Source organism: Enterococcus sp. 22-H-5-01 (assembly GCF_050310005.1).
Taxonomy (GTDB): Bacteria; Bacillota; Bacilli; order Lactobacillales; family Enterococcaceae; genus Enterococcus_A; species Enterococcus_A hailinensis.
The window spans coordinates 1,044,535-1,068,408 of record NZ_CP189993.1 but is presented as its reverse complement, the minus strand read 5'-3'; the positions used below and the strand labels follow the sequence as shown (position 1 = coordinate 1,068,408).

General features: G+C 37.3%; 28 protein-coding genes, 1 pseudogene and 1 other annotated feature. Of the genes and pseudogenes, 23 read left to right on the top strand and 6 right to left on the bottom strand.

Features of this window, described 5'->3' with window-relative positions; genetic code table 11:
* Positions 1–161: 161 nt before the first annotated feature.
* From ACQKTA_RS05505 to recD2, 4 genes are all read left to right on the top strand, one after another.
* Positions 162–989 carry a methyltransferase domain-containing protein gene (locus ACQKTA_RS05505; RefSeq protein WP_427814479.1) on the top strand — a complete coding sequence of 276 codons (828 nt, stop codon included), beginning with the start codon at positions 162–164 and terminating at the stop codon, positions 987–989.
* A gap of 321 nt (positions 990–1,310) precedes the next feature.
* Positions 1,311–1,817: a tRNA (uridine(34)/cytosine(34)/5-carboxymethylaminomethyluridine(34)-2'-O)-methyltransferase TrmL gene (gene trmL, locus ACQKTA_RS05500; RefSeq protein WP_332581620.1), complete on the top strand. Its 507-nt coding sequence runs from the start codon at positions 1,311–1,313 to the stop codon at positions 1,815–1,817.
* Positions 1,818–1,844: 27 nt separating this feature from the next.
* Complete coding sequence (locus ACQKTA_RS05495) at positions 1,845–2,501, top strand: histidine phosphatase family protein (protein WP_427814478.1); 657 nt, start codon at positions 1,845–1,847, stop codon at positions 2,499–2,501.
* Positions 2,502–2,528: 27 nt separating this feature from the next.
* The gene (gene recD2 / locus ACQKTA_RS05490) at positions 2,529–4,946 is read left to right on the top strand and encodes an SF1B family DNA helicase RecD2 (RefSeq protein WP_427814477.1); all 2,418 of its coding nucleotides are present in this window, start codon (positions 2,529–2,531) and stop codon (positions 4,944–4,946) included.
* Positions 4,947–4,969: 23 nt separating this feature from the next.
* Here the strand turns inward: recD2 and ACQKTA_RS05485 are convergent, their stop codons facing one another.
* Positions 4,970–5,965 carry a diacylglycerol/lipid kinase family protein gene (locus ACQKTA_RS05485; protein ID WP_427814476.1) on the bottom strand — a complete coding sequence of 332 codons (996 nt, stop codon included), beginning with the start codon at positions 5,963–5,965 and terminating at the stop codon, positions 4,970–4,972.
* 170 nt (positions 5,966–6,135) lie between these two features.
* Between ACQKTA_RS05485 and ACQKTA_RS05480 the strand changes: the two genes are divergently transcribed.
* The 6 genes and pseudogenes from ACQKTA_RS05480 to ACQKTA_RS05455 all read left to right on the top strand — a co-directional run bounded on the left by ACQKTA_RS05480 (position 6,136) and on the right by ACQKTA_RS05455 (position 10,257).
* On the top strand, positions 6,136–6,429 hold the full coding sequence (locus ACQKTA_RS05480) for a hypothetical protein (protein ID WP_427814475.1): 294 nt from the start codon (positions 6,136–6,138) through the stop codon (positions 6,427–6,429).
* 259 nt (positions 6,430–6,688) lie between these two features.
* Complete coding sequence (locus ACQKTA_RS05475; RefSeq protein WP_427814474.1) at positions 6,689–8,236, top strand: MucBP domain-containing protein; 1,548 nt, start codon at positions 6,689–6,691, stop codon at positions 8,234–8,236.
* Between the two features lie 7 nt (positions 8,237–8,243).
* Positions 8,244–8,375 (top strand): annotated as a pseudogene (locus tag ACQKTA_RS05470) (hypothetical protein); the annotation flags it as partial.
* A gap of 69 nt (positions 8,376–8,444) precedes the next feature.
* Positions 8,445–8,567, top strand: a complete 123-nt coding sequence (locus ACQKTA_RS05465; RefSeq protein ID WP_427814473.1) for a hypothetical protein — start codon at positions 8,445–8,447, stop codon at positions 8,565–8,567.
* Positions 8,560–9,615, top strand: coding sequence for a hypothetical protein (locus tag ACQKTA_RS05460; protein ID WP_427814515.1), 1,056 nt, complete (start codon positions 8,560–8,562; stop codon positions 9,613–9,615). The genes ACQKTA_RS05465 and ACQKTA_RS05460 overlap by 8 nt, the downstream gene beginning before the upstream one ends.
* 141 nt (positions 9,616–9,756) lie before the next feature.
* On the top strand, positions 9,757–10,257 hold the full coding sequence (locus ACQKTA_RS05455; RefSeq protein ID WP_427814472.1) for a QueT transporter family protein: 501 nt from the start codon (positions 9,757–9,759) through the stop codon (positions 10,255–10,257).
* A gap of 42 nt (positions 10,258–10,299) precedes the next feature.
* On the opposite strand, the gene cbpA is transcribed toward ACQKTA_RS05455, so the two are convergent.
* Entirely contained in the window at positions 10,300–10,941 is a 642-nt protein-coding gene (gene cbpA, locus ACQKTA_RS05450; RefSeq protein ID WP_427814471.1) for a cyclic di-AMP binding protein CbpA, read from the bottom strand.
* A 192-nt stretch (positions 10,942–11,133) separates the two neighbouring features.
* Here cbpA and rpmG point away from each other — a divergent pair, with 192 nt between their 5' ends.
* The 7 genes from rpmG (at position 11,134) to ACQKTA_RS05415 (ending at position 15,790) form a co-directional block, all read left to right on the top strand.
* The gene (gene rpmG, locus ACQKTA_RS05445; RefSeq protein ID WP_332654334.1) at positions 11,134–11,286 is read left to right on the top strand and encodes a 50S ribosomal protein L33; all 153 of its coding nucleotides are present in this window, start codon (positions 11,134–11,136) and stop codon (positions 11,284–11,286) included.
* Positions 11,287–11,359: 73 nt separating this feature from the next.
* Complete coding sequence (gene secE, locus ACQKTA_RS05440) at positions 11,360–11,530, top strand: preprotein translocase subunit SecE (protein ID WP_071857662.1); 171 nt, start codon at positions 11,360–11,362, stop codon at positions 11,528–11,530.
* A gap of 96 nt (positions 11,531–11,626) precedes the next feature.
* Positions 11,627–12,169, top strand: coding sequence for a transcription termination/antitermination protein NusG (gene nusG / locus ACQKTA_RS05435; protein ID WP_071857663.1), 543 nt, complete (start codon positions 11,627–11,629; stop codon positions 12,167–12,169).
* An 89-nt stretch (positions 12,170–12,258) separates the two neighbouring features.
* Entirely contained in the window at positions 12,259–13,122 is an 864-nt protein-coding gene (locus ACQKTA_RS05430; protein ID WP_427814470.1) for an alpha/beta fold hydrolase, read from the top strand.
* 158 nt (positions 13,123–13,280) lie between these two features.
* The gene (locus ACQKTA_RS05425) at positions 13,281–14,030 is read left to right on the top strand and encodes a metal ABC transporter ATP-binding protein (RefSeq protein ID WP_407857209.1); all 750 of its coding nucleotides are present in this window, start codon (positions 13,281–13,283) and stop codon (positions 14,028–14,030) included.
* On the top strand, positions 14,020–14,874 hold the full coding sequence (locus ACQKTA_RS05420; protein ID WP_427814469.1) for a metal ABC transporter permease: 855 nt from the start codon (positions 14,020–14,022) through the stop codon (positions 14,872–14,874). Before ACQKTA_RS05425 ends, ACQKTA_RS05420 begins: the two co-directional genes overlap by 11 nt.
* Positions 14,864–15,790 carry a metal ABC transporter substrate-binding protein gene (locus ACQKTA_RS05415; protein WP_427814468.1) on the top strand — a complete coding sequence of 309 codons (927 nt, stop codon included), beginning with the start codon at positions 14,864–14,866 and terminating at the stop codon, positions 15,788–15,790. Before ACQKTA_RS05420 ends, ACQKTA_RS05415 begins: the two co-directional genes overlap by 11 nt.
* Before the next feature lie 43 nt (positions 15,791–15,833).
* Here the strand turns inward: ACQKTA_RS05415 and sdaAA are convergent, their stop codons facing one another.
* Positions 15,834–16,718, bottom strand: coding sequence for an L-serine ammonia-lyase, iron-sulfur-dependent, subunit alpha (gene sdaAA / locus ACQKTA_RS05410; RefSeq protein ID WP_427814467.1), 885 nt, complete (start codon positions 16,716–16,718; stop codon positions 15,834–15,836).
* Between the two features lie 75 nt (positions 16,719–16,793).
* Positions 16,794–17,468 carry an L-serine ammonia-lyase, iron-sulfur-dependent subunit beta gene (gene sdaAB, locus ACQKTA_RS05405; RefSeq protein WP_332654323.1) on the bottom strand — a complete coding sequence of 225 codons (675 nt, stop codon included), beginning with the start codon at positions 17,466–17,468 and terminating at the stop codon, positions 16,794–16,796.
* A gap of 296 nt (positions 17,469–17,764) precedes the next feature.
* On the opposite strand from sdaAB, the gene rplK reads away from it, so the two are divergent.
* The 5 genes from rplK (at position 17,765) to ACQKTA_RS05380 (ending at position 20,693) form a co-directional block, all read left to right on the top strand.
* The gene (rplK, locus tag ACQKTA_RS05400; protein WP_071857670.1) at positions 17,765–18,187 is read left to right on the top strand and encodes a 50S ribosomal protein L11; all 423 of its coding nucleotides are present in this window, start codon (positions 17,765–17,767) and stop codon (positions 18,185–18,187) included.
* 104 nt (positions 18,188–18,291) lie between these two features.
* Positions 18,292–18,981, top strand: coding sequence for a 50S ribosomal protein L1 (rplA, locus tag ACQKTA_RS05395; protein ID WP_407855399.1), 690 nt, complete (start codon positions 18,292–18,294; stop codon positions 18,979–18,981).
* A 54-nt stretch (positions 18,982–19,035) separates the two neighbouring features.
* Positions 19,036–19,162 (top strand) — a sequence feature (ribosomal protein L10 leader region).
* Between the two features lie 43 nt (positions 19,163–19,205).
* Positions 19,206–19,706: a 50S ribosomal protein L10 gene (gene rplJ / locus ACQKTA_RS05390; RefSeq protein ID WP_427814466.1), complete on the top strand. Its 501-nt coding sequence runs from the start codon at positions 19,206–19,208 to the stop codon at positions 19,704–19,706.
* Between the two features lie 51 nt (positions 19,707–19,757).
* A complete protein-coding gene (gene rplL, locus ACQKTA_RS05385) occupies positions 19,758–20,126 on the top strand; it encodes a 50S ribosomal protein L7/L12 (protein ID WP_332654315.1) in 369 nt (122 codons plus the stop codon).
* A gap of 165 nt (positions 20,127–20,291) precedes the next feature.
* On the top strand, positions 20,292–20,693 hold the full coding sequence (locus ACQKTA_RS05380) for an organic hydroperoxide resistance protein (protein ID WP_071857677.1): 402 nt from the start codon (positions 20,292–20,294) through the stop codon (positions 20,691–20,693).
* A 50-nt stretch (positions 20,694–20,743) separates the two neighbouring features.
* Here the strand turns inward: ACQKTA_RS05380 and ACQKTA_RS05375 are convergent, their stop codons facing one another.
* Positions 20,744–22,090 (bottom strand): amino acid permease, encoded by a 1,347-nt coding sequence (locus ACQKTA_RS05375; protein ID WP_427814465.1) that lies wholly within the window; start codon positions 22,088–22,090, stop codon positions 20,744–20,746.
* Between the two features lie 402 nt (positions 22,091–22,492).
* On the opposite strand from ACQKTA_RS05375, the gene ACQKTA_RS05370 reads away from it, so the two are divergent.
* Positions 22,493–22,735 (top strand): GlsB/YeaQ/YmgE family stress response membrane protein, encoded by a 243-nt coding sequence (locus ACQKTA_RS05370; protein ID WP_332581552.1) that lies wholly within the window; start codon positions 22,493–22,495, stop codon positions 22,733–22,735.
* A 39-nt stretch (positions 22,736–22,774) separates the two neighbouring features.
* Here the strand turns inward: ACQKTA_RS05370 and ACQKTA_RS05365 are convergent, their stop codons facing one another.
* Positions 22,775–23,716: a 2-dehydropantoate 2-reductase gene (locus tag ACQKTA_RS05365; RefSeq protein WP_427814464.1), complete on the bottom strand. Its 942-nt coding sequence runs from the start codon at positions 23,714–23,716 to the stop codon at positions 22,775–22,777.
* Between the last annotated feature and the right edge of the window lie 158 nt (positions 23,717–23,874).

The following is a 23,874-nucleotide window of genomic DNA, read 5'->3' as shown; positions in this document are numbered from 1 at the left end:
ATATTTCCTCCGGATTTTAACTATTGATTTCGATAAGAACGTTCTTTACTTAATAACAAGACTAAAGGACGCTGACGAACATCTCCAGTATAGTGTAGCATATCTGGAGGATAGTAGGAATAATAGAACTATGCTATGATAACAAAAAAGGAAGTGGAAAGATGTTAAAAAAAATCGATAAAGGTGCGTTATTTTTAGCTGATCAGCAACAGCTTTTTCGCTGCCCGAATTGTCATGGAAAAATGACTCAAAAAGATAAGAGCTTAGTTTGTGAAAAAGGTCATCGTTTTGATCTTTCAAAAAAAGGAACGCTCTATTTTTTAGCACATCAAATCAAAACAGAGTATGATCATGAGATGTTCGATCCACGTGGTCGAATGATTCGTTCAGACATGTATCAACCAGTAATCGAAAAAATAGCTGATTTTATTCAAACGGGTAATTTACTTGATGTAGGCTGTGGAGAAGGGAGCTTTCTTCAACAGATCAATCAATTAAAAGAGAATCCAGTTACGATTGGTTTTGACATCGCAAAGGAAGGAATCTATCTGGCAAGCAATCAACCGCTAGATGCATTTTGGTGTGTAGCTGATCTAACCAATCTACCTTTTGCCGATCAATCTTTTGATACGATTTTAAATATATTCTCTCCATCTCAGTATCGTGAGTTCAAGCGTGTACTGAAACCAGATGGCTGTGTAGTAAAAGTCGTTCCCCAATCAGGGTATCTCCAAGAGTTACGTGCAATCTATCATCCAGATGGAACTGCGTATTCAAACGAAGCAGTAATTCAGCGTTTTTCAGAGGAGTTAACAATCGATCAACGAGAACGTGTGACTTATGAATTTGAGATTCCTGAGGAACGTCGCTTAGATCTTTTGGAAATGTCGCCGTTAGAATGGAAGGTTTCAGACGAGGTCAAGGCGAAGTTAGCTGCGGATCCTTTAAAGAAAATAACAATCGACGTAGAAGTATTAAAAGGACATTAGAAAAATCGCTTTCATTAAAAATTCTGAAAATAGAAGGTTGCATTTGTTACTTCGTGATGTTATAGTACAAACAAGTAGTTTTTCATTGGTTTTTATCAGGTTCCTGTTCTGATAAAAGTTAGTGAAAAGTGCTTCACTAACGTAGTGACTCGCCGTGCTAGACACCGAGTTGGTACGTTTTTTTTTTGGTCAAAATCAACTGCCTATTGATTACATTAGAGGTATAATAACGTGGAGTTAAATAGCAATCATTGCTAATGAAAGCCACTGTGGATAAAAATCAACATTAAAAATTTAATCTAAGGAATGAGGAAAGTCACCATGACAAATCATATCGTTTTATTCGAACCACAAATTCCAGCGAACACGGGGAATATCGCACGTACGTGCGCAGCGACAAATTCGCCATTACATTTGATTGAGCCGCTAGGTTTTTCTACAGATGATAAACATCTGAAACGTGCAGGGTTAGATTATTGGAATGATGTAAATATTACTTACCATAAAGACTTAGCAGCCTTTTTAGAATTTTTGGGCGATCGTCAGCTACACTTGATCACCAAATTTGCGAATGCGACCTATTCTGAAATCGATTATACAGATGATGCGGATCACTTCTTCATGTTTGGAAAAGAGACAACGGGTCTGCCAGAGGAATTCATGCGAGAAAATGCGGAAAAATGTTTGCGTATCCCTATGAATGACGAACATGTTCGCTCATTGAACTTGTCGAATACGGTGGCGCTAGTTGTCTATGAAGCATTGCGCCAACAAGCATTTCCTAATTTGGAATTAGCACATCATTACGAACATGATAAATTAGACTAACACGAGGAATCGAGAAGGGACGTTTAGATGAAAATTTATTTTACACGACACGGCAAAACACGTTGGAATGATGAAAAACGTTTTCAAGGTATGATGGGGGATTCGCCATTATTACCTGAAAGTCTAACCGCAATCGACGCGTTAGGGAAAGAATTGAAAGATATCCCTTTTGAAAAGATTTATACGAGTAGTCTGAAACGTGCGTATCTAACTGCAGAAGGAATCAACAAGCAATTAGCTGAACCGGTTGAAATCATTCGTACAGATGATCTAAGAGAATTAGGTTTAGGGACATTGGAAGGTCAGTTGATCCCTGTAATTGAAGAACGTTATCCAACAGATATGGTCAATCTACGCCAACATTTGGATTTATATGATCCAACACCATTTGATGGTGAACCAATTGAAGATATGTTACAGCGTATCAATCAATTCGTTGAAAAAGCTGTTGCTGAAGCAACAGAAGGGCCGTTACTTTTTGTTGGTCACGGAGCCGCTTTGACTGCAGCGATTCAAGCGTTGACAGGAAAACCTTTAGCAGAACTTCGTGACATGAGTGGTTTATACAATAATAGTTTGACGATTTTAGAAACTGACACGAGCCGACCACCTTATAAAATGATTCAATGGAATGATGTTCGCTTTTTAGAAGGCATTGGATCGAAACCAGATGCCTTGCTTTAACGATCAAGCATAGAAAGGAGAAGCAAAATGTCAGAAGAACAACTATATATCGTAGGGACGCTAAAAGTAATTTTTTTCCAAAATGCGAGTAATTTCTACAAAGTCTTATTGATCAATGTTCAAGATACTAATAGTGATTATTTAGAGAAGGAAATCGTAGTCACTGGTAGTTTTGGGGATGTGCAAGAAGATGAAGAATATCGTTTCTTTGGACATTTTGTCGATCATCCTCGATATGGCAAACAATTTTTAGTTGAAAGCTATGAACAAGCACAACCAACATCGGCAAACGGCTTGATCAGTTATCTATCTAGTGATAAGTTTCCTGGTATCGGAAAGAAAACCGCTGAAAAAATTATTGAGATTTTAGGCGAAGAAGCGATTGATCAAATTATGGATAATCCGGCGGTTTTAGCTAGAATCCCTAATTTGAATATCAAAAAACAAAAAATCATCGTGGATACGATCAAACAGAATCATGGAATGGAAAAAATCATTGTAGGGTTGAGCCGTTACGGTTTTGGGAGTCAGCTTTCTTTTGCGATTTTTCAAAAATATCGAAATGAAGCCTTAGAAGTAATTACTGAAAATCCTTACCAATTAGTTGAGGATATCGAAGGCGTAGGGTTTAAAAAAGCTGATGCTATCGCAGAGCAGCTTGGCATTGCGGCGGATAGTACACAACGAATTCGTGCGGCGATTTTACATCAGGTCGCTGAAAATGCAAATCAAAGCGGTGATACGTATGTCGAAGCGCAGCAATTACTTTCGGAAGTTTTGCAGCTTTTAGAAACAGCCCGTCCGGTAGAAATAGCTCCAGACCGGATCGCAACAACGATCATCCAATTAGTTGAAGAAGAAAAGATCCAACAAGAAGCAACTAAAATTTATGAGAATACGCTATATTATAGCGAGTGGGGCATCGCGGCTTCAATCGAGCGTCTATTGGCACGTAAAAAAGAAATCAACTATCCTAAAACAACGATTGAAAAAAAATTACGGATCATTGAGAAGCAATTAAAAATTACTTATGGTGACTCCCAAGATGAAGCGATCAAGGAAGCGATTCGCTCTCCATTATTTATTTTGACTGGCGGACCAGGAACAGGAAAAACAACGGTAATCAATGGAATCGTCAAATTGTTTGCTGAATTAAATGGTTTATCTTTGGACCCTAAAGATTATACTAATGCGATTTTTCCGATTCTTTTAGCTGCACCGACTGGACGAGCAGCCAAACGGATGAATGAGACGACCGGGTTGCCGGCAAGCACGATCCATCGATTATTGGGGTTAAATGGTCATGATGATACGCCCGATATCGAAGCTAAAGAATTAGATGGCGGTCTACTGATTGTAGATGAAATGTCAATGGTCGATACTTGGCTGGCGAACACCTTATTAAAATCGATTCCTGATAATATGCAAGTTATTTTTGTTGGGGATAAAGATCAGCTGCCATCGGTTGGACCAGGACAAGTTTTTCATGATTTGTTGCAAATTGAAGCAATTCCTAAAATGGAATTGACCGATATTTATCGGCAGGGAGATGGTTCTTCGATCATTCCTTTGGCGCATGAGATCAAGGATGGAAAGTTACCAAGTGACTTTAGGAAAAATCAAACTGATCGCTCGTTTATTGCGTGTCACGCGTTTCAAATGGAAGCCGTTATCCGTCAAATCGTTGAGCGGGCCAAGAAAAAAGGTTACACTGCTCAAGATGTTCAAGTTCTTGCACCCATGTATCGTGGACCGGCTGGAATCGATGCAATCAATAAAATGATGCAAGAAATTTTTAATCCAAATGATGGCCGCAAAAAAGAAGTTCAGTGGAACGATGTCGTTTATCGAATCGGCGATAAAGTCTTACAATTAGTTAATAATCCGGAGTTGAATGTTTTCAATGGTGATATGGGAATGATCGTGGGGATCATTCCTGCCAAAGAATCAGACGACAAGGTAGATGAACTAGTGATTCAATTTGATAGCAACGAAGTCAGCTATAAACGCTCAGAATGGAATAAAATCAAATTGTCCTATTGTTGTTCGATCCACAAGTCGCAAGGTAGCGAATTTAAGATGGTACTTTTGCCGATGGTCAAACAATATTCGCGGATGCTGCAGCGTAATTTATTGTATACAGCTGTGACTCGAAGTAAAGATTTATTGATTTTATTAGGTGAAGAAGAAGCCTTTCAATCATGTGTAACAAGAGAATCCGCCGTTCGAAAGACAACATTGATCGAACGAATTCTAAGCGGGACAGAAGCGGCCCCTGAAAAACCCAAAGCAGAACCTTTCAAAGCTGAAGAACGGGGAAAAGATTTAGCAGAATCTTCTGATCCGATCAAAGGAGCTACCGTGCTGACATCAAGTTTAGTAGCTGCTCAAACAATTGATCCAATGATTGGAATGGAAGGCGTCACTCCAGCCTTATTTATGTAATTTAAAAGGACAGAAAATAAATCTCACGATTTATTTTCTGTCCTTTTTTCTGTATACCAAATGTATTGAGTAGCGGTTGAGAAGTTTAGATCAAATGAGCGTTCACCCATTGTTTCACCATCGGCCTGTCCGTGTTCAGGGCTTACTGAGACGATGCGCAAACGGCTGCTGGGGAAATGTTGATAATGTTTATTACTAGTATGTTTCTTTCGAACCAACTGAATCAAAAAGCGTAAAATGGCTGGCAAATTCGGTTTTTCGACAACAACTAAATCAATTAGATCTTTCCTAGGATCGGCCATTGGCGCAATAGCGATACCGCCGCCGAAATAAGGGATATTAGTTGTTGTACATAAAAATGTCCGTTCGAAATCTAAACTTTGCCCATTTAACTCAACTAAAATCGGAAATGTCTTTTGCGTAAAAATTGCTTTTAAAAGGTACAGCGCATAAGAAGCCGAACCCAAATGATATTTATTCAATAATTTTTTGGAAGTAGACGCATTTGTTGTTGCGACGATCAATGCATCTAAACCAATACCGATATTATTTAAGACAATTCCTTGTTCATCTCGGATTTTTTCATCGTAGTGAAAAACATTGATTGGCTGTGGCTGAGTGGCTGAAACAATTTGTTCAAACGTTTTTTGAGGATCACGAGATAGTCCGATTCCTCTGGCAAAATCATTTCCAGAACCAGCAGGGACATAGCTCACTGGCCGTTCGATTCCTAAAAGATAGAATTGATTAACGACTTCGTGAAGCGTACCGTCACCACCGATTACGATTAGCAGATGAAAAGAAGTATCTACATGATCTTGTTCACACGTCGGAGACCAAACGCTTAATAATTCTGACAAACGTGCAACAATTTCCCGTTCATCCCCAGGCTTTTCAGTATAGTAAGGTGTATAAGTATAGTTTCCAGCATCCATTAATTGGATGATTTTTTCAGCTTTTTTTGCCCCGTTGCCACTGCCAGCAGCGGGATTGATTAATATATGATAATGAAAATTCATGACCTCGATCCTTTCAAAAACTGATTATAACAGAGTAGTGAGAGGAACTGTATAAAATTGGATTATTTTTTCTATTCATTGGGTCTGCATAGCTTAAAAAAGATAAAGATTCGAATAAAGTTGTTTTGGATTGATTAATGATACAATCGAATGGATAGGAGGAGAACGATATGCTTGGTATTGATAATGAGTTAGAACAATTGTATCAAAAAGCAAAGCAAGAAGGGGAAGCTGCTATTAATAGCCGATGGACAGCAGGGAATTACGGCTGTTGTTCAACACGAGCACCATTAGTTGAAAAATTTAAAATTCAAAATACATCTTATCATAGTAGCTTTTATTTATGGGGGAGCTTACTTGTTAAGATATATTTTGAAGATAAAGAAATGGTAATTAATAATGAGAATGCTTCTTCAAATTATGAAAAAAAAATTATTGATTGGTTTATTCAAAAGTTTGAATAGGTTAATTGATTACATCACTAATTTAAAAAAAACTAAAAATCATTTATTTAGTTTTGTTAAATAAAAATAGATTGAAAATTATTTTCCATTCTATATGTAATCGCTTTTTTTATATTTGCTTAAGGAAATCTTTGATGATATCATTTTATAAAATAGTATTAAATTCTTAGAAATTATCTTTTTAGTTTGCTGGTCTATAATTAATAGGCACTTGGGTTATGGTTATGAAATGAAAAATAAAATTAGGTGGTGGGGTGTCATGAAAAGAAGAATTTTAATTATGGTTTTAGTTGCATGTATTGCGTTTTCTCAACTCCTAGGAACTATTGCATATGCTGTTGTAAATAGTACTTCAACATCAACATCAGAAAGCAGCTTAATGACAAAAGATTCAGGTTCACTAACAAATAGTAGTTCGCAAATGTTACCTAGCAATACGGGGACAACTGATACTACTAATTCATCGAGCATTTCTGATATAGAAGCAGATCGATTAGCTGAAGGAGAATTTGGGAGTAGTCAGTGGTACATCACTAATGATTCAACTTTAGTGATCCAGGCTGGGAAATTAGCGGATACAGAAGGTGAATCTCCTTGGATTGCGTATAAGGATAAAATTAAAAAAATTATTATTGATGGTGAAGTAACGTTAAGTAGCCAATCAAGCCATCTATTTCAAAATTTGTCGGAATTGTCAAAATTTGAATCGATTGAACAATTAAAAATTGTAGAACCGACAAAATTAAACAGTTTTTTTGCTGGATGCTCATCGTTAAAAGAAATTGATTTTTCCGAATGGAATACTGAAAGTGTAATTGAAAATGATGATTTCTTTAAAGACTGTGAAACATTAGAGACAATTCAACTTGGCAAAAATTCCAACTTCCAAGCTTATGAAGAAGATAGCAAAAAGGATCAAGAATCTTTTGTTTGGGAAGGTGAACAATCTGCTAAAAAATATGGCAATACTTCTGAATTATTAAGTCAAAATGCTGGAACAGCTGATACTTATTTGAAACAAGAAACACCCAACAGTTCCGAACTGGTCATTAATTATCTAAATGAAGAACACAAAGAAATTCACGAGAATAAAAAGCTCTTGGGCACTCTTGGGGAAAATTACAATATTGAAAATGAGGAATATCAATTAGAAATTACTGGTTATTCATTAGATGAAACTAAATTACCTGAAATGCAAGGAACATTTAATGAAACCAGTCAAGTTATCAATTTTTATTATAAAAACAATGTTGAGCCAACTGTTAAAACACCGAGCGTTCTATATAAATCCCATGTTCAATCAATAGGCTGGCAAAATTATGTAAAAGATGGCGAAGAATCAGGGAGCAGTGGTCAAAGTAAAAGGCTTGAAGCAGTACAAATAAAGCTTGAAAATAATGAATTAACCGGAAAGATTGAGTATCGTACGCATATTCAAAGTAGCGGTTGGGAGTCTTCTTTTAAGGCGGATGATGCAGTTTCTGGATCAACTGGAAGTGCCAAACGATTAGAAGCGATTCAAGTCAAGTTAACAGGCGAAGTATCAAAATATTTTGATGTATATTATCGAGTGAATGTTCAAGGTTATGGTTGGCTAGATTGGGCTAAAAATGGAGAGAGTGCTGGAACAGAAGGCTTAGCATATCGGATGGAATCTTTGCAAATTAGACTAATCAAAAAAGATTCGACAGAATTAACAAGTAGTCCTAAAGCATTTATAAAATTACCAACATTGTCTTATCGATCGCATGTTCAATCGATTGGTTGGCAAGAGTATGTAAAAAAATGGGCAACAGTCAGGAACTAATGGACAAAAGAAACGATTAGAAGCACTACAAATTAAGCTTGAAAATAGCGGCTTAGCTGGTAGCATTCAATATCGAACTCATATTCAAAGTAACGGCTGGGAGAACACCTTTAAAACAAGTAACAATACCTCAGGAACGACAGGGCAGAACAAGCGATTAGAAGCTCTTCAAATCCAGCTTACGGGAGAATTAGCTAATTATTTTGACGTGTATTATCGAGTCCATGTTCAAACGATTGGTTGGCTAAGCTGGGCTAAGAATGGGGAAAGTGCTGGAACAGAAGGAATAGCTTGTAGGATGGAAGCCTTAGAAATTAAATTTAATTCCTAAGGGGGCGAGCCAACTAATTAGTAGTCCAAAAGCTTTTGTACAGGCCCCGACAGTTTCATACCGTTCGCATGTTCAATCGATTGGCTGGCAAAACTATGTAGAAAATAGTCAAACTTCTGGAACCAGCGGACAAAAGAAAAGAGTCGAAGCCATTCAAATCCAAACTAAAACAGGAACTTTATCTGGAGGAATCCAATATCGTACTCATATTCAAAGTAATGGATGGGAAACTTCATTTAAATCAAACAATGCTATCTCTGGTACAACTGGACAAAGCAAACGACTGGAAGCTATTCAAGTGCAGCTTACAGGAGAAATAACTAAGTACTTCGATGTGTATTACCGAGTACATGCCCAGACCTTTGGTTGGCTTGGTTGGGCTAAAAATGGTATAAACGCTGGAACAGAAGGCTATGCATATCGTTTAGAAGCCATTCAAATAAAAATAGTGCCTAAATGGGGAACTGCCCCATCACCAACAGCAAATTCGTATAAGAAAAAACCAACTAAACCTACACTTTCAAGTTTTATGGGTACGTCTAGAGCCAATGTGTTTAATGAATTAAAAAGGCATCAAAATGATTTTTATTATCTTAATACACCATTTGTAGGAACGTTAGGCAATAATGCATCCGTCATGAGCCCTCGGGGAAATCCAACAAGTTATGGCCCAGGAATGAATTGTACAGGTTTTATTGCGTATGTTACAAGGCAAGCCGGAGGGAACCTTTCTGCAATTACCAATCGTTCTAACCAATATGGCGGTCCAGCTAATGGATATAATTGGCGAAATGCTTTAGTGCCAAACATCCAATATCATAGCTATCGAACTGTTAGTGATCTTTTGAAAGGTGGAAAGGCAGAAAAAGGCGACGTAATATATTTTGAAGCTGATTTTTCAAAACCGAATCCTGATTGCCACCTTGGATTTTTCTGGGGAGATACCCCTTCAAAAGATCGTTTTTGGCATCAAACTTTTCCTGCAAATAAAATGTCAAATATCTATTCAGCAACACCATACTCGCAAGTTTATTTATTCAAACTATAGTTAGGAAAAAGAGCAACCAAAATTTTTTGGCTGCTCTTTTGTAATTTGACTTCTTTATATAAAAAAAGTATGCTATAAAAAGTTTACAGCGGTTCATCAACCATCCCGCTTTAAAAAAACTCGGAGAAAGAAGGATTATTCATGAATGTGGTAGAAAAAAGACGTGTGAATGTGGTTGTCGTTAATGGAATTATTATGGCACTTTATTTGGCACTAACAATTTTGGTATCACCGGTTGCATCAGGTGCTATCCAATTCCGTATTTCGGAAAGTTTGAATCATTTAGTTGTATTCAATCGGAAGTACTTATGGGGAATATTTGGTGGTGTCGTTATCTATAATGCAATTTTTGGTATGGGCTGGTTGGATGTGGTCTTCGGTGGAGGACAAACATTATTAGCTTTGGCTCTAACAGCAGCTTTACAAAATATTGTAAAAAATACAAAAGTACGTTTAGCGCTGAATGTGGTTTTCTTTAGTGCCAGCATGTTCTTGATTGCGTTGATGCTGAACTTGACCTTACAATTACCGTTTTGGCCAACATATGGTTGGACGGCATTAAGTGAAGCAATCATTATGACTGTTTCAGCACCGATCATGTATTATGTCGATAAACGTTTGGATTTTGCAAAACGAGTATAAGAAAAGACAGCCCTAATTATAGGGACTGTCTTTTTTCATTGATTAATCATGCATTGAAAGAGCTTCAACATCTTGAATTTCAAAATGTTTTCGTTCAAGATAATCAATAATCTGATTCAATTTATTTTCATCGACACCCGCAGGTAAGGTAAATAATGTCCGGCGGCCTTTGAAATCTTTTCCAACATCTAAAGTGATACAGCTGGCAACTGGAGTGAATTTTGAAATACATTTCGCCATCATTGTTAGATCACCACGTTTTCCTTCAGAAACAACAGTCAGAACATAGCTACCTGTTTGGATATTCCAAGATTGAGAAAGCATGTTTAACAATGTGCTGTGCGTAAGGATACCGTAAAAATGATGGTTTTCATCTAAAACAGTTATGTAAGGTAATTCTTTGATCGTAAAGAAGATTTTGAAGAAAGATGTATCTAATGAAATAAATTTTGTCGCATTTTTAAGCAAATGTGTGACTGGCAAAGTCATGTCACCACCGTTAGCTTTGTGACGATAAATGTGCATTTTATAAATATTGCCTCGGAAAATTTGATCGCTCTCATCAAGGATCGGCACACAACGAAAACCCGTACCTTCTAAGATATCTAGCGCTTCTTGCAATGTGGTTGATTCATTGATAGTAGTCAAATTCTCTTTAGGATAAACGAGACTTTTTAATAACATCCAATAGCCCTCCAATAAAACAATTCATTCTTTCATCATATTATCATATTATCTTAAAGAAAGAAATTTATTTTGAAAAGATTTATTAAGTGCTATTTCATCATAAATAAGCACATATTCTTTTAATGGTGGATTGACAGAAAAAATAATTGATGATACTGTTATCTTGTAACTTTGTGAGGAGGAATCGCTGTGGCATCAAAGAAAGCGGCTCTAGCCTGCACTGTGTGTGGTTCAAGAAATTACACAAAATCAATTAGTGAAGGCAAACGCGGTGAGCGTTTAGAGATTAATAAATTTTGTAAACATTGTAATCAATATACGATACATAAAGAAACGAAGTAATTATCAGACTAAGAGTTGTCTAAGTCATCTAGAAGCGATTTATTACTAAATATAATAGTAGGAGGATATTCGATTGAATTTTTTACGCAGCGTAAAAGAAGAAATGAAATTAGTTTCATGGCCTTCAAAAAAACAATTGCGCCATGATTCATTGGTTGTTATCGAAACAGCGATCATCTTTGCATTGATGTTTTTCATCATGGATACGGCGATCCAAGCACTGATTAATTTAGTGATCCGCTAGTAGCCAATTCAAAAAAAGCATGTTATACTACTTGTGAGAAAAAACCTTGGGGATGCTGAGGTTTTTTTATTTTAGAACGAGGAGCCGATTACGAGAATGGAAACTTTTGAAAAACAATGGTATGTCTTGCATACTTATTCCGGCTATGAAAACAAAGTAAAAGCAAATATTGAGTCACGTGCCCAAAGCATGCGCATGGAAGATTATATTTTCCGTGTGGTTGTTCCTGAAGAGACCGAGACAGAAGTCAAAGGCGGTAAAGAAAAAGAAATCGTCCATAAAACTTTCCCTGGATACGTTTTAGTTGAAATGGTTATGACAGATGATTCTTGGTACGTAGTTCGTAATACTCCAGGTGTAACTGGATTTGTTGGATCACATGGAGCCGGAAGCAAACCAGCACCATTGATGCCAGAAGAAATCAATCATATCTTACGTTCATTAGGTATGAGTACTCGTCAACATGATATCGATGTTGAAGTTGGCGAAACTGTTAAAATTATCGAAGGTGCTTTCGCAGGTCTTGAAGGTGTAATTACTGAAATCGATGACGAACGCGATAAAATCAAAGCCAATATTGATATGTTCGGTCGTGAAACAAGTACTGAATTAGATTTTGATCAAATCGATAAAATTTAAGAATTAAAGCTGAGACAAGTGTCCCGGCTTTTTTTATTGCTGAGTTATAATAGGGATAAACTTTATTCAGATAGAAGAGAGGGCGGAAAATGAAGAAATGGATTGCTAGGTTCATCGCAATGCTGGCCATTTTAATATTAGCCGGATGTGGAACAAGCCAAACAAAAACAAAAAATCCTGTTGATAAGACGTCTAGTACCCAATTAAAAAAAGACGCTTCTTCCAAAACAGCCATACCAACGGTTTTTATCCATGGATATGGTGGAACTGTTAATTCCTTTGGTGGTATGATCCAGCGGTTGGAAAAAAAAGGAGAGACAAAAAAAGAATTAGTGATCACAGTTGAAGCAGATGGTAGCCTACAGGTAGACGGCCAATTGAGTCAAAAAAAAGTAAATCCAAGTATTCAAGTTTTATTTGCAGCGAATAAAGACAACGAGTGGAACCAAACAGAATGGATCTATGCTGTCTTAAAATATTTAAAACAGTCAGGAGTGGATCAAGTCAATATAGTAGGGCATTCAATGGGTGGTGTGAGTTCTTTACGCTACTTAACGACGTATGGTCAGCCTGAAGATGCACCAAAAATTCAAAAATTGATTGCGATTGGTGCTCCATTTAATGATTTTACAGATACAGCAGATGACCAAACGATAGATGAGCTATTACAAAATGGGCCAAGCCAACAATCTAGCCGTTACACGGATTATAGTTCAGGCATTGCCAATGTTCCTAAAATGACAAACTTTTTATTGCTTGCCGGAAAATCTGAAGAGCAGGCGACATCAGATGGTACGGTTCCATTGACCAGCGCTTTAGCAACATATGCTTTATTGAAAGCTCATGGAAATCAAGTAGCTGAACAAATATTTACAGGTCAAAACGCACAGCATAGTCAGTTACACGAAAATTCTGCTGTTGATAAAGCAGTTGCCAAATTTCTGTGGCAATAGAAATCCCTATAATAGTTCCTAATCCATAAAAAGCAAAAAACACTGAAAAATTTATTTTTTTCGGTGCTTTTTTGCGTTAATTTATTGCGTACGCTTTCTTTTTAGTTTATTATTAATAATAAAGTTAGGTTAACCTAACTTTTAGAAAGAGGGAAACTATGGAAAATATTTTTGTTGAAGATTTATCCGTTGCTTACCGAGGGAAGTTAGCGTTAAAAAAAATAAATTTGACTTTATCACCTGGAAAACTGACCGGGATCATTGGGCCTAATGGCGCAGGAAAATCAACTTTGATGAAAGGCATATTAGAATTAGTCAAACTTCAATCTGGTGAAATAATTTATGGTAAAAGACCTTTAATAAAAGAGCGAAAAAAAATTGCTTATGTCGAACAACGACAAGATATTGATCTAAGTTTTCCAATCGATGTTTTCGGTGTGGTATTATTTGGCACTTATCCACATTTAAAAATATTTCAACGACCAGGAAAAAAAGAAAAGCAATTTGCCGCGGAATGTTTAGAAAAAGTTGGTTTAAGTGAATTTGCAGATCGGCAAATCAGTGAATTATCCGGTGGTCAATTACAGCGAGTCTTTATTGCACGAGCATTAGCGCAAAAAGCCGAGTGGATTTTATTGGACGAGCCGTTTGCTGGTATTGATGCAACAAGTGAAAAAATTATTATTCAGTTATTGAAAAATTTACGGAATGAAGGAAAATCGATCGTAATCGTCCATCATGATTTACATAAAGTGAATGAATATTTTGATGAGATCATTTTATTAAATAAAGAGTTGATCGCGGCTGGACCTGTGGAGCAAACCTATACAATAAAAAATATGGAAAAGACCTACGGAAATGAAATCACTCAAATGTTGAACAATGGAGGTGCTGGATTTGCTTTATGATTTTTTTCAAGGCTTGGCTGACTATCAGTTTTTACAAAATGCATTGATCACTTCTGTGATGGTTGGAATATCTGCCGGGATCATCGGCTCATTTATTATTTTACGCGGAATGTCATTGATGGGGGACGCGATTTCTCATGCGGTGCTGCCTGGAGTAGCACTATCATATATGTTAGGCAGTAGCTATATTATTGGAGCAACATTCTTTGGTGTTTTTTCGGCCGCATTGATCGGTTTTATTGGAAAACATAGTCGCTTAAAGAATGATACGGCGATCGGAATCGTTTTTAGTTCCTTTTTCGCCTTAGGGATCATTTTGATTTCCTTTGCTCGCAGTGCGACTGATTTATACCATATTCTATTCGGAAATGTCCTAGCAGTGCGGGACTCAGACATGTATCTGACTGCAATCGCAATGGTCATCGTGATCATTGTTGTGGGGCTGTTTTATAAGCAATTAAAATTAAGTTCATTTGCTCCGACGATGGCACAATCTTATGGTTGGAATACAGGATTAATCAATTATGGTTTGATGTTTTTACTGACTTTAGTAGCAGTGACCTCTCTTCAGACTGTCGGTACGATCCTCGTGATTGCGATGTTGATCACACCGGCGGCTACAGCGTATCTATTGACCAATCGATTGTCGATAATGATCGGCCTATCGACACTTTTTGGAGTACTGAGCGCAGTGATCGGCTTGTATTTTAGCTACAGTTACAATTTGCCTTCAGGCGCAACGATCGTAATGACAGCAGCAGTATTTTTTGTACTAGTGTTTTTATTTTCACCAACGAAGGGATTGTTTCAACAAATCAAAAAGGAGCGAGTAGATGAAGTATAAAGGATTCGTTATAGCTAGTATTTTAGCAGCCTTATTTTTAGCCGGATGTGGAACTAAAAGTTCTGAAAAGGCCACGGCAGATGATCAAGAGAAGGTAGCAGTAGTGGCGACCAATTCAATTATTGCAGATATGGTAAAAGAAGTTGGGAAAGATCAGGTCAGTATACATAGCATTGTCCCTGAAGGAACGGATCCTCATGAATATGAGCCGTTACCAGAAGATATCAAACAAGCTAGCAATGCTCAAATCATTTTTTACAACGGATTAAATCTAGAAACAGGAAATGGTTGGTTTGAAAAATTAATGACAACTGCCAAGAAAAAAGAGGATCAAGATTATTTTGCAGCAAGTAAAGATGTGGAAGCAATCCACTTGACCAATAGTGATCAAGAAGACCCACATGCTTGGTTGGATATTGCAAACGGCATTTTATATGTCAAACAGATTCAAGCTGTTTTAAGTGAAAAAGACCCTGATAATCAAGCAAGCTATCAAAAAAATGCCGATGCGTATATTGAAAAATTAACGGAATTGGATCAAACAGCTAAAGCAGAATTTAAAGATATTCCAGCGGAGAAAAAATTATTAGTGACGAGCGAAGGCGCCTTTAAGTATTTTTCAAAGGCCTATGATTTAAAGGCTGCTTATATTTGGGAAATTAATACAGAAAGTCAGGGCACACCCGAGCAAATGAAACAAATTGTTGAAACTGTTCGCGCTTCAAAAGTACCATCATTATTTGTTGAAACGAGTGTTGATAAACGTAGTATGGAACGTCTATCCAAAGAAGTCGACATTCCGATTGATAGCGAACTTTATACGGATTCACTTGCTAAAAAAGGTGATGCAGGTGATAGCTACTATAAAATGATGAAATGGAATCTAGAAAAAATCCATGCAGGTTTAACGAAATAAAAAAGAACGCGGAACTAAGTTCAGCGTTCTTTTTTTGTTTAGATTAGACAGTTGCCTTTTCGGGTTCGCCAAAAACTTGACGTTGTAAACGAAGACCAGTAGGAGTAGTTGCTACGCCACCTTCTGCGGTTTCTTTGAAGATTTGCGGCATTGCACGACCAACTTTGTACATAGCTTCCACTACTTCATCTGGTGGAATCACACTACGAATACCAGCTAAAGCCATATCCGCAGAAATAAATGCTTGTGATGCACCCATTGCATTTCGTTTGACACAAGGAACTTCTACTAACCCAGCAACCGGATCACAAATAAGACCCATTACATTTTTTAATGTAATCGCTAAGGCATTTGCGGCCATTTCGGGATTGCCTCCATTGGCAGCGACTAATGCTGCGGCAGACATCGCACTGGCCGAACCCACTTCTGCTTGACAACCGCCTTCTGCACCTGAGATAGAAGCGTTATTAGCCATTACTAAACCGAAAGCACCAGCCGTAAATAGAAAATCAATTTGTTGCTCATGAGACAGATTTAGCTTTTCCCGGGCTGCCATCAGTACACCGGGTAATACGCCGGCGCTTCCAGCAGTTGGTGTTGCACAAACCAAGCCCATCTTAGCATTGACTTCATTTACAGCGATACCGTTTCGTACGGCTTTCAAAATCGTCTCGCCGCTCATGAATTTCCCGCTTTCGATGTAATCATTCATGCGTTTGGCATCGCCACCTGTGATTCGTGTCACGGATTCGACGCCTTGGATGCCTTCTTCGATCGAGCTTTCCATAACTTCTAAATTGCGTTCCATTAACGCGATGATTTCTTCACGTGTACGATCAGTTAATTCCATTTCAGTCGCGATCATTAATTCGCTGACTGATGAATAATCCTTTGCTTGTTCAATAAGCTCTTGGATTGAATAAAACATGGGATTTCCTCCACTTCTAATTGATAGGATTTTATATCTTATACCAAGCTTTAACAATTTTTAATCGAATAATTGCTATTTAAAGTAAGTAACACTTAATACATCATCTTCACATTTAATTTCTTGTCTCAATCCTTCTGGATCTTCTGGCGTATCATCAATTTCTAAAAGGACGATACCGTGTTCACCTCTGGTTTTTCTAGTCATCGTTACTTTACCGATATTCAAGCCGTGTTTCATAAAAATAGTAGAAACACGCGAAAGCAGACCAGGAACATCTTTATTAATAATGATGTAGGTTGGGCTACCCATAGAAAGAGAAATACTATAACCGTTCATTTCAGTGATCTGGATATTGCCACCGCCGATAGATACACCAGTGATCGACATTTCTAAATCACCTTTGATCATTCGTAGCGTTACTGTATTCGGATGATCTGCGATTTCTTTTTTAGGCACAAAAAGAACTTCCATCCCTTGTTCATGAGCAATTTTCAGTGAGTCGGATAAACGAGGATCGTCAGGTTCCATTCCTAAAATACCACCCACTAGAGCGATATCTGTTCCGTGACCACGATAGGTTTTGGCAAAAGATTCATATAAATCAAATTCAATAGAGTCTGGGCGTTCCCCAAAAATCATACGGCAAACTTTTCCGATACGCGCAGCGCCTGCGGTATGAGAACTACTAGGGCCCACCATAACTGGACCAATAATGTCAAAAACACTTCGATATTTTAAAACTTCCATTATTTTAAACCTCCTTAATTTATCCGATGAAATCCTCATCAAGTCAATAACAGTGTACCATACACGTTTTCAGAAAATAATAAAATTAATAATTTATTTTGTTATTCTCATAGTAGTTAAAGAGATTGTGAAGCGTTTTATTATTGTCAAAACATTTAAACAATGGGGGATAGTACTTGCAAATATAGATCAAATTTGATAAGATACCAAAGTGTGTCTTGCACACATGTTTTAAAGTGGGAGGAGAAATTTTGATCTCCAATTAACCACATCACGGACTCAAGGAGGTTTGTCTCGTGGCAAAAAAAGTAGAAAAATTAGTTAAATTGCAAATTCCTGCAGGTAAAGCAACACCAGCTCCCCCAGTAGGTCCTGCACTAGGTCAAGCGGGTATTAACATCATGGGATTCACAAAAGAATTCAATGCTCGTACAGCTGATCAAGCAGGTTTGATTATTCCAGTTGTAATCTCTGTATATGAAGACCGTTCATTTACATTCATTACAAAAACACCGCCAGCTGCAGTATTATTGAAAAAAGCTGCAAACATTGAAAAAGGTTCTGGCGAACCAAACAAAACTAAAGTTGCAAAAGTTACTAGCGATCAAGTAAAAGAAATCGCTGAGTTGAAAATGCAAGACCTAAACGCTGCTAACGTTGAATCAGCAATGCGCATGGTTGAAGGAACTGCACGAAGCATGGGTATCACTGTCGAATAATTTTCACAGTACCCAAGAAAGTAGCTTCTCAGTTGGCTCCCTATCTAAAGATATGGAACACGTGGGAGGTTCTACCGTTATAACCACATCAAGGAGGAAACAAAATGGCTAAAAAAAGCAAAAAAATGCAAGATGCATTAAAAAAAGTTGACACTACTAAAGCTTACTCAGTTGAAGAAGCAGTAGCATTAGCAAAAGAAGTAAACTTCGCAAAATTTGACGCAACGGTTGAAGTTGCATACAAATTGAGCGTTGACCCTAAAAAAGCAGACCAACAAATCCGTGGAGCAGTTGTGCTTCCAAACGGAACTGGTAAAACTCAAACTGTTTTAGTATTCGCTAAAGGCGAAAAAGCAAAAGAAGCAGAAGCTGCTGGCGCTGATTTCGTTGGCGATGACGACATGGTTGCAAAAATCCAAGGCGGATGGTTCGACTTTGACGTTGTTGTTGCGACACCTGACATGATGGCTACAGTTGGTAGATTAGGACGTGTTCTTGGACCTAAAGGTTTAATGCCTAACCCTAAAACTGGTACTGTAACTATGGATGTTACAAAAGCTGTTGAAGAAGTTAAAGCTGGTAAAGTAACTTACCGTGTTGATAAAGCTGGTAACGTTCATGTTCCAATCGGTAAAGTATCATTTGACGATGCTAAATTGGTTGAAAACTTTAACACAATTAACGAAACTTTAGTTAAAGCAAAACCTGCAACTGCTAAAGGTCAATACATCAAAAACATTTCATTAACAACAACATTTGGACCTGGTATCCATGTTGAACAAGGTTCTTTCTAATTTAATTTAGAAAAATACTTGACTCGACTAGCTTATCTATGGTAAGTTAGTCGAGGTTAATTATTAACTGTACCGAAGACAGTAGGCGACGCAAGTCTTAATTTCCTACCGAGGACGTTTATTGAGAACATTCAATAGTCCCTCTATGTCTACGGTGGCATGGAGTTTTTTTGTACGTATGTATAAGAAACTCTCCCCATCAAAATCAGGAGGTGAAATATATAATGAGTGAAGTAACAATCGCTAAAAAAGCCGCTATCGTTGATGAAGTCTCTGAAAAATTCAGCGCAGCAGCTTCAGCTGTTATCGTTGACTACCGTGGTTTAACTGTAGAACAAGTAACTGATCTACGTAAACAACTACGCGACGCTAACATTGAAATGAAAGTTATCAAAAACTCTATCTTAGTTCGTGCAGCTGAAAAAGCTGGATTGACTGGATTAGAAGAAGTATTCTCAGGACCTACAGCCGTAGCGTTCAGTAACGAGGATGTTGTTGCTCCAGCTAAAATTATCGACGAGTTCGCTAGTTCAGCTGAAAAACTTGAAATCAAAGGCGGTATCATTGAAGGAAAAGTAGCTTCTGTTGAAGAAATTACTGCTCTTGCAAAACTACCGAACCGCGATGGACTTCTTTCTATGCTTTTATCTGTCCTTCAAGCGCCAGTCCGCAACGTGGCTTACGCTGTGAAAGCAGTCGCAGAAAAAGAAGACGAAGTAGCTTAATTGCTGTATAAATAAAAAAATAAAAACTTACCTAAACGGAGGAAATTTAAAATGGCATTGAACATTGAAAACATTGTCGAAGAACTTAAAGGCGCGACAATCTTAGAATTAAACGACTTAGTTAAAGCTATCGAAGAAGAATTTGGCGTAACTGCTGCTGCTCCTGTAGCTGCTGCTGGTGCTGCTGCTGGCCCTGCTGCTGAAGAACAAACTGAATTCACAGTTGAATTAACAGCTGTTGGCGATCAAAAAGTTAAAGTTATCAAAGCAGTTCGTGAAGCAACTGGCCTAGGCTTAAAAGAAGCTAAAGCTGTAGTTGATGGCGCTCCTGCACCAGTTAAAGAAGATGTGTCTAAAGAAGACGCTGAAGCACTTAAAGCTGCTTTAGAAGAAGTTGGCGCAACTGTAACTGTTAAATAATTATTTTTGATTATAATAAAGACGAGATCTGATTTCAGATCTCGTCTTTTTTTGTTTTCAAATTCGAAAATGTCTTCTTTTTTCTAGTTTATGAGCAGTTATTTTGTAATCTAAGTTGTAACAGCTTACACTTATAATCAGAAAGAACGAAAGGGATGATGGATTTTGAAAAAAATGTACGAAACAGCAATGATTAATCATGGAGGACGTACTGGAGACGTTCAAGCACCAAATGGTAGTATGAAAATGAAGATCGAGCCACCTTCAATTCACGCAGAAGGGACAAACCCTGAGCAGTTATTTGCGGCAGGTTATGCTTCATGTTTCAATGGTGCAGTCCATCATATGTTAAAAGAGCACAACATCGAATCAGATGCAGAAGTGAAAGCGCGTGTTTCATTATATCAATTGGATGAAGGCGGCTATCAAATCGGTGTAATTTTAGAAACTTCTTTACCAGGTGTTGAAAAAGAAGAAGCGCAAAAAATTGTTGAAGAAGCGCATGACTATTGCCCATATTCAAAAGCAACTCGCGGCAATATCGATGTTGAAGTAGAATTAGTTTAATTTTGTAAATAAAAAACCTTCAAGAAGCTTAGGACTTCTTGAAGGTTTTTTTATATTTTATCAGATAATATTTCGGGATGTTTTTTTCGATAGCTGAAGAAAATGATTAAATAGATACATGCTGTGAAGAGCGTTACTCCCAGAGCATTGTTCATCAAGATACCAATGAAAATCAAAGCTAAGACAATAATCACTAGTCCGCTGAAGAAACGTTCGATGACCGTTCCTTTTTTCATAGCTAAAACGAAAGAAGCAATACTGATCAGCATCCAAGTCAATAAAACAGAATAAGATAATGATCCGACTAAGTAATTGAATAATTTGTCTCCTAGGAAGTAAGACAAGATAACACCGATATAAAGTGTTCCGGTACAAAATAGTACAGCACGTTGTGGAACTTGGTGTTTGTTCAATACCGCTAATTTTGAAGTGAAGCCTGTATTTTCTTTTACTCGGAAATATAAGGTTCTTGATGAGGCATAGACACCAGAATTAATTGAAGAAAATAGTGCCAAAACAATTATGAAGTTTACGATATCCGATGCAAATGGAATATGCATTTTTTGGAAGACCATAACAAACGGGCTAACACTTGTGCTTGCTAATGTATTCCAAGGATAAATAATCAAAAGTAAAATCATCGGAACGATATAGAACGAAATGATCCGTCCCATAACACCCTTGATAGCTTTTGGAATAGCTGTCTTAGGATCTTCTGTTTCACTAACTGTGATAGCGATCAGTTCAGAGCCGCCATAAGAATAGATAACGACTAGTAAAGAATTAACCAATCCTTTCAATCCGTGAGGGGCAAAACCGCCATGGCTAGTCATTCGAGATAGGGTACTGCTAAACCCGATGTTAAAGACTTCATGTCCAACTAAGTAAACACCAAAGACGATCAAAATAATAATAACAGCAATTTTAATGAAAGCTAGCCAGTATTCTGTTTCAGCAAACAAGCGAACAGAATATAAATTGATCAGTGTTGTCAGCAAGGCAAGAATCAAAACGAAAATCCATGAAGGTACGTTTGGAAACCAAAGTTGGATGAAACTAGCGGCAGCCACGGCTTCAGCGATAATATTGACCATCCATAAAGACCAGTATAACCAATCGATGAAATCAGCGGTCCGTTCACCTAAGTAAGGTTTAATGATGCCGGATAGCCCTTGGATATTGTCACTGCTTAATACAAGACGTCCTAAGCCGTTCATAACGATAAAGAGAACGAGTCCACCAAGTAAAAAGGCTAGGATAACTGAAGGACCCGCGATACCGATGGCTTCTCCGCTTCCTTTGAATAATCCAGCTCCAATCGCTCCACCTAATGCTAACATCATGATGTGGCGTGAAGTCATTTGTTTTTGTAATTTATTTTCCATAGAATTCCTCATTTCTAAATAGCGAGAATAATTTGTAGATTTGAAATATTCTGATAATTATTTGACTATAATACCAAAATATTCTGACAATTACAGTTTATTGAATATTTTTTCATTTAATTTTCATCTAAACTAAAATAAACAACATTTTTTTCTTTTTATACCAAAAAATATTGTAATTTATGAAAAATAATTGAAAATTTTTTTTGATAAGAAAAGAAAAACTTTTTTTAGAGTATAATCGAGAGTTAAGAACGCTTTTTAGCTAAAAGTGCTCGTTTAGTAAGGAGAATCATGTAAACTTTCAGAATCATTTATCTAAAGTGCTTGATTTTGAGCATAATAATAGAAAAATTTTGAGATTATCTGTAACATGATAGTGTAATCATTTTATATAGAAAGAGGGGAAGAATAATGAGTTGGTTATGGAGTTTAATCATTGGTGCTGTTATTGGTGCAATCGCTGGTGCGATCACTAAAAAAGGCGGATCAATGGGATGGATTGCTAACATCGTTGCTGGTCTAGTTGGATCTGCGATTGGTCAAGCATTGCTTGGCTCATGGGGCCCTAGCTTAGCTGGTATGGCTTTGATTCCTTCGATCATTGGTGCAGTAATCGTTGTTGCAGTGGTATCATTCTTTATCGGAAGATCGTAGCAATTATTCCTAACAAAAAAAGCGCTTAGGCGCTTTTTTTTATTTTGCATTCAATAATTCTTCTTTTGCGTGGACTAGCTGAGTCAAAAAGGCACAGTAAGGTGTTTGAATCTGATATTTTTGCCCTTTTTGCCAGACAGCACCATTGATGTAATCAATTTCAGTTTTACGATGATTACGAATCAAATCTTGATACATCGAAGGATAGTGAAGGCCTTGTGTTTTTACATCATAAGTTGCCTCAACTGCTGCGATTGCCTGTGCTTGATCAAGTTCGATCCCTTCTGCTTTAGCAACAGCAGCAAATTCTCCGATAATGGTTTCAATCATCGTTCGAGCCATACTCATCGAACCAAATTCCGCAATATTACAATCTAAAATAGTACATAATCCATTTAAAGTCCCATTGATACATGCTTTTTTCCAAATCGAATAGCGGACATTGTCGCTATAGATAGGATTTAAACCAGCCTGCTCAAAAATATTAATAACTTCTAAAGTAAATTCTTTTCCTTCAGGTGCGAGATTTTCCATTTCAATACTGCCTGATCCAACTAATTTAGCATGTCCAGGTCCTGCTAATCCGGCAGTCCAAGTTGTAGTGCCGAAAATAATATTTTTCTTGGCTACAAATTGTGACAAAGTTTCTTCATGCCCCAATCCATTAAGTAAGCATAAGACAAATGTATCTTTGCCGATGAGGGCATTTATATCTTTAAACATCGTCTCTAATTGCATTGATTTAGTCAATGCAATCACCAAGTCGACATTTGTATGTCCTTCAACAATTTCTTCTGGAGAATAGATCGGCAGTTTTGCAGTGATCGTTTGCTCCTCGAATTCTCCAATCAATCCTTTTTCTCGAATTGCCTGAATATGTTCCGGCCAACGATCAATCAACACAACGTCATTGCCAGCTTGGTGAAGCATCAATCCAATTCGACTTCCCATAGCGCCTGCTCCAGCAATTGCAATTTTCATAGTAAAAATTCTCCTTTCGATTACCAAAATATAGTATACATAAAAAATAGCTAAAAAGGGTAATACTCAGACTTTTAAGAAATGTTATTTCACAATAAATAATTTATTTATGAAATAGTGTTGCGTTTTTTTCTTTTTGTGTTTATAATCAATTCGTA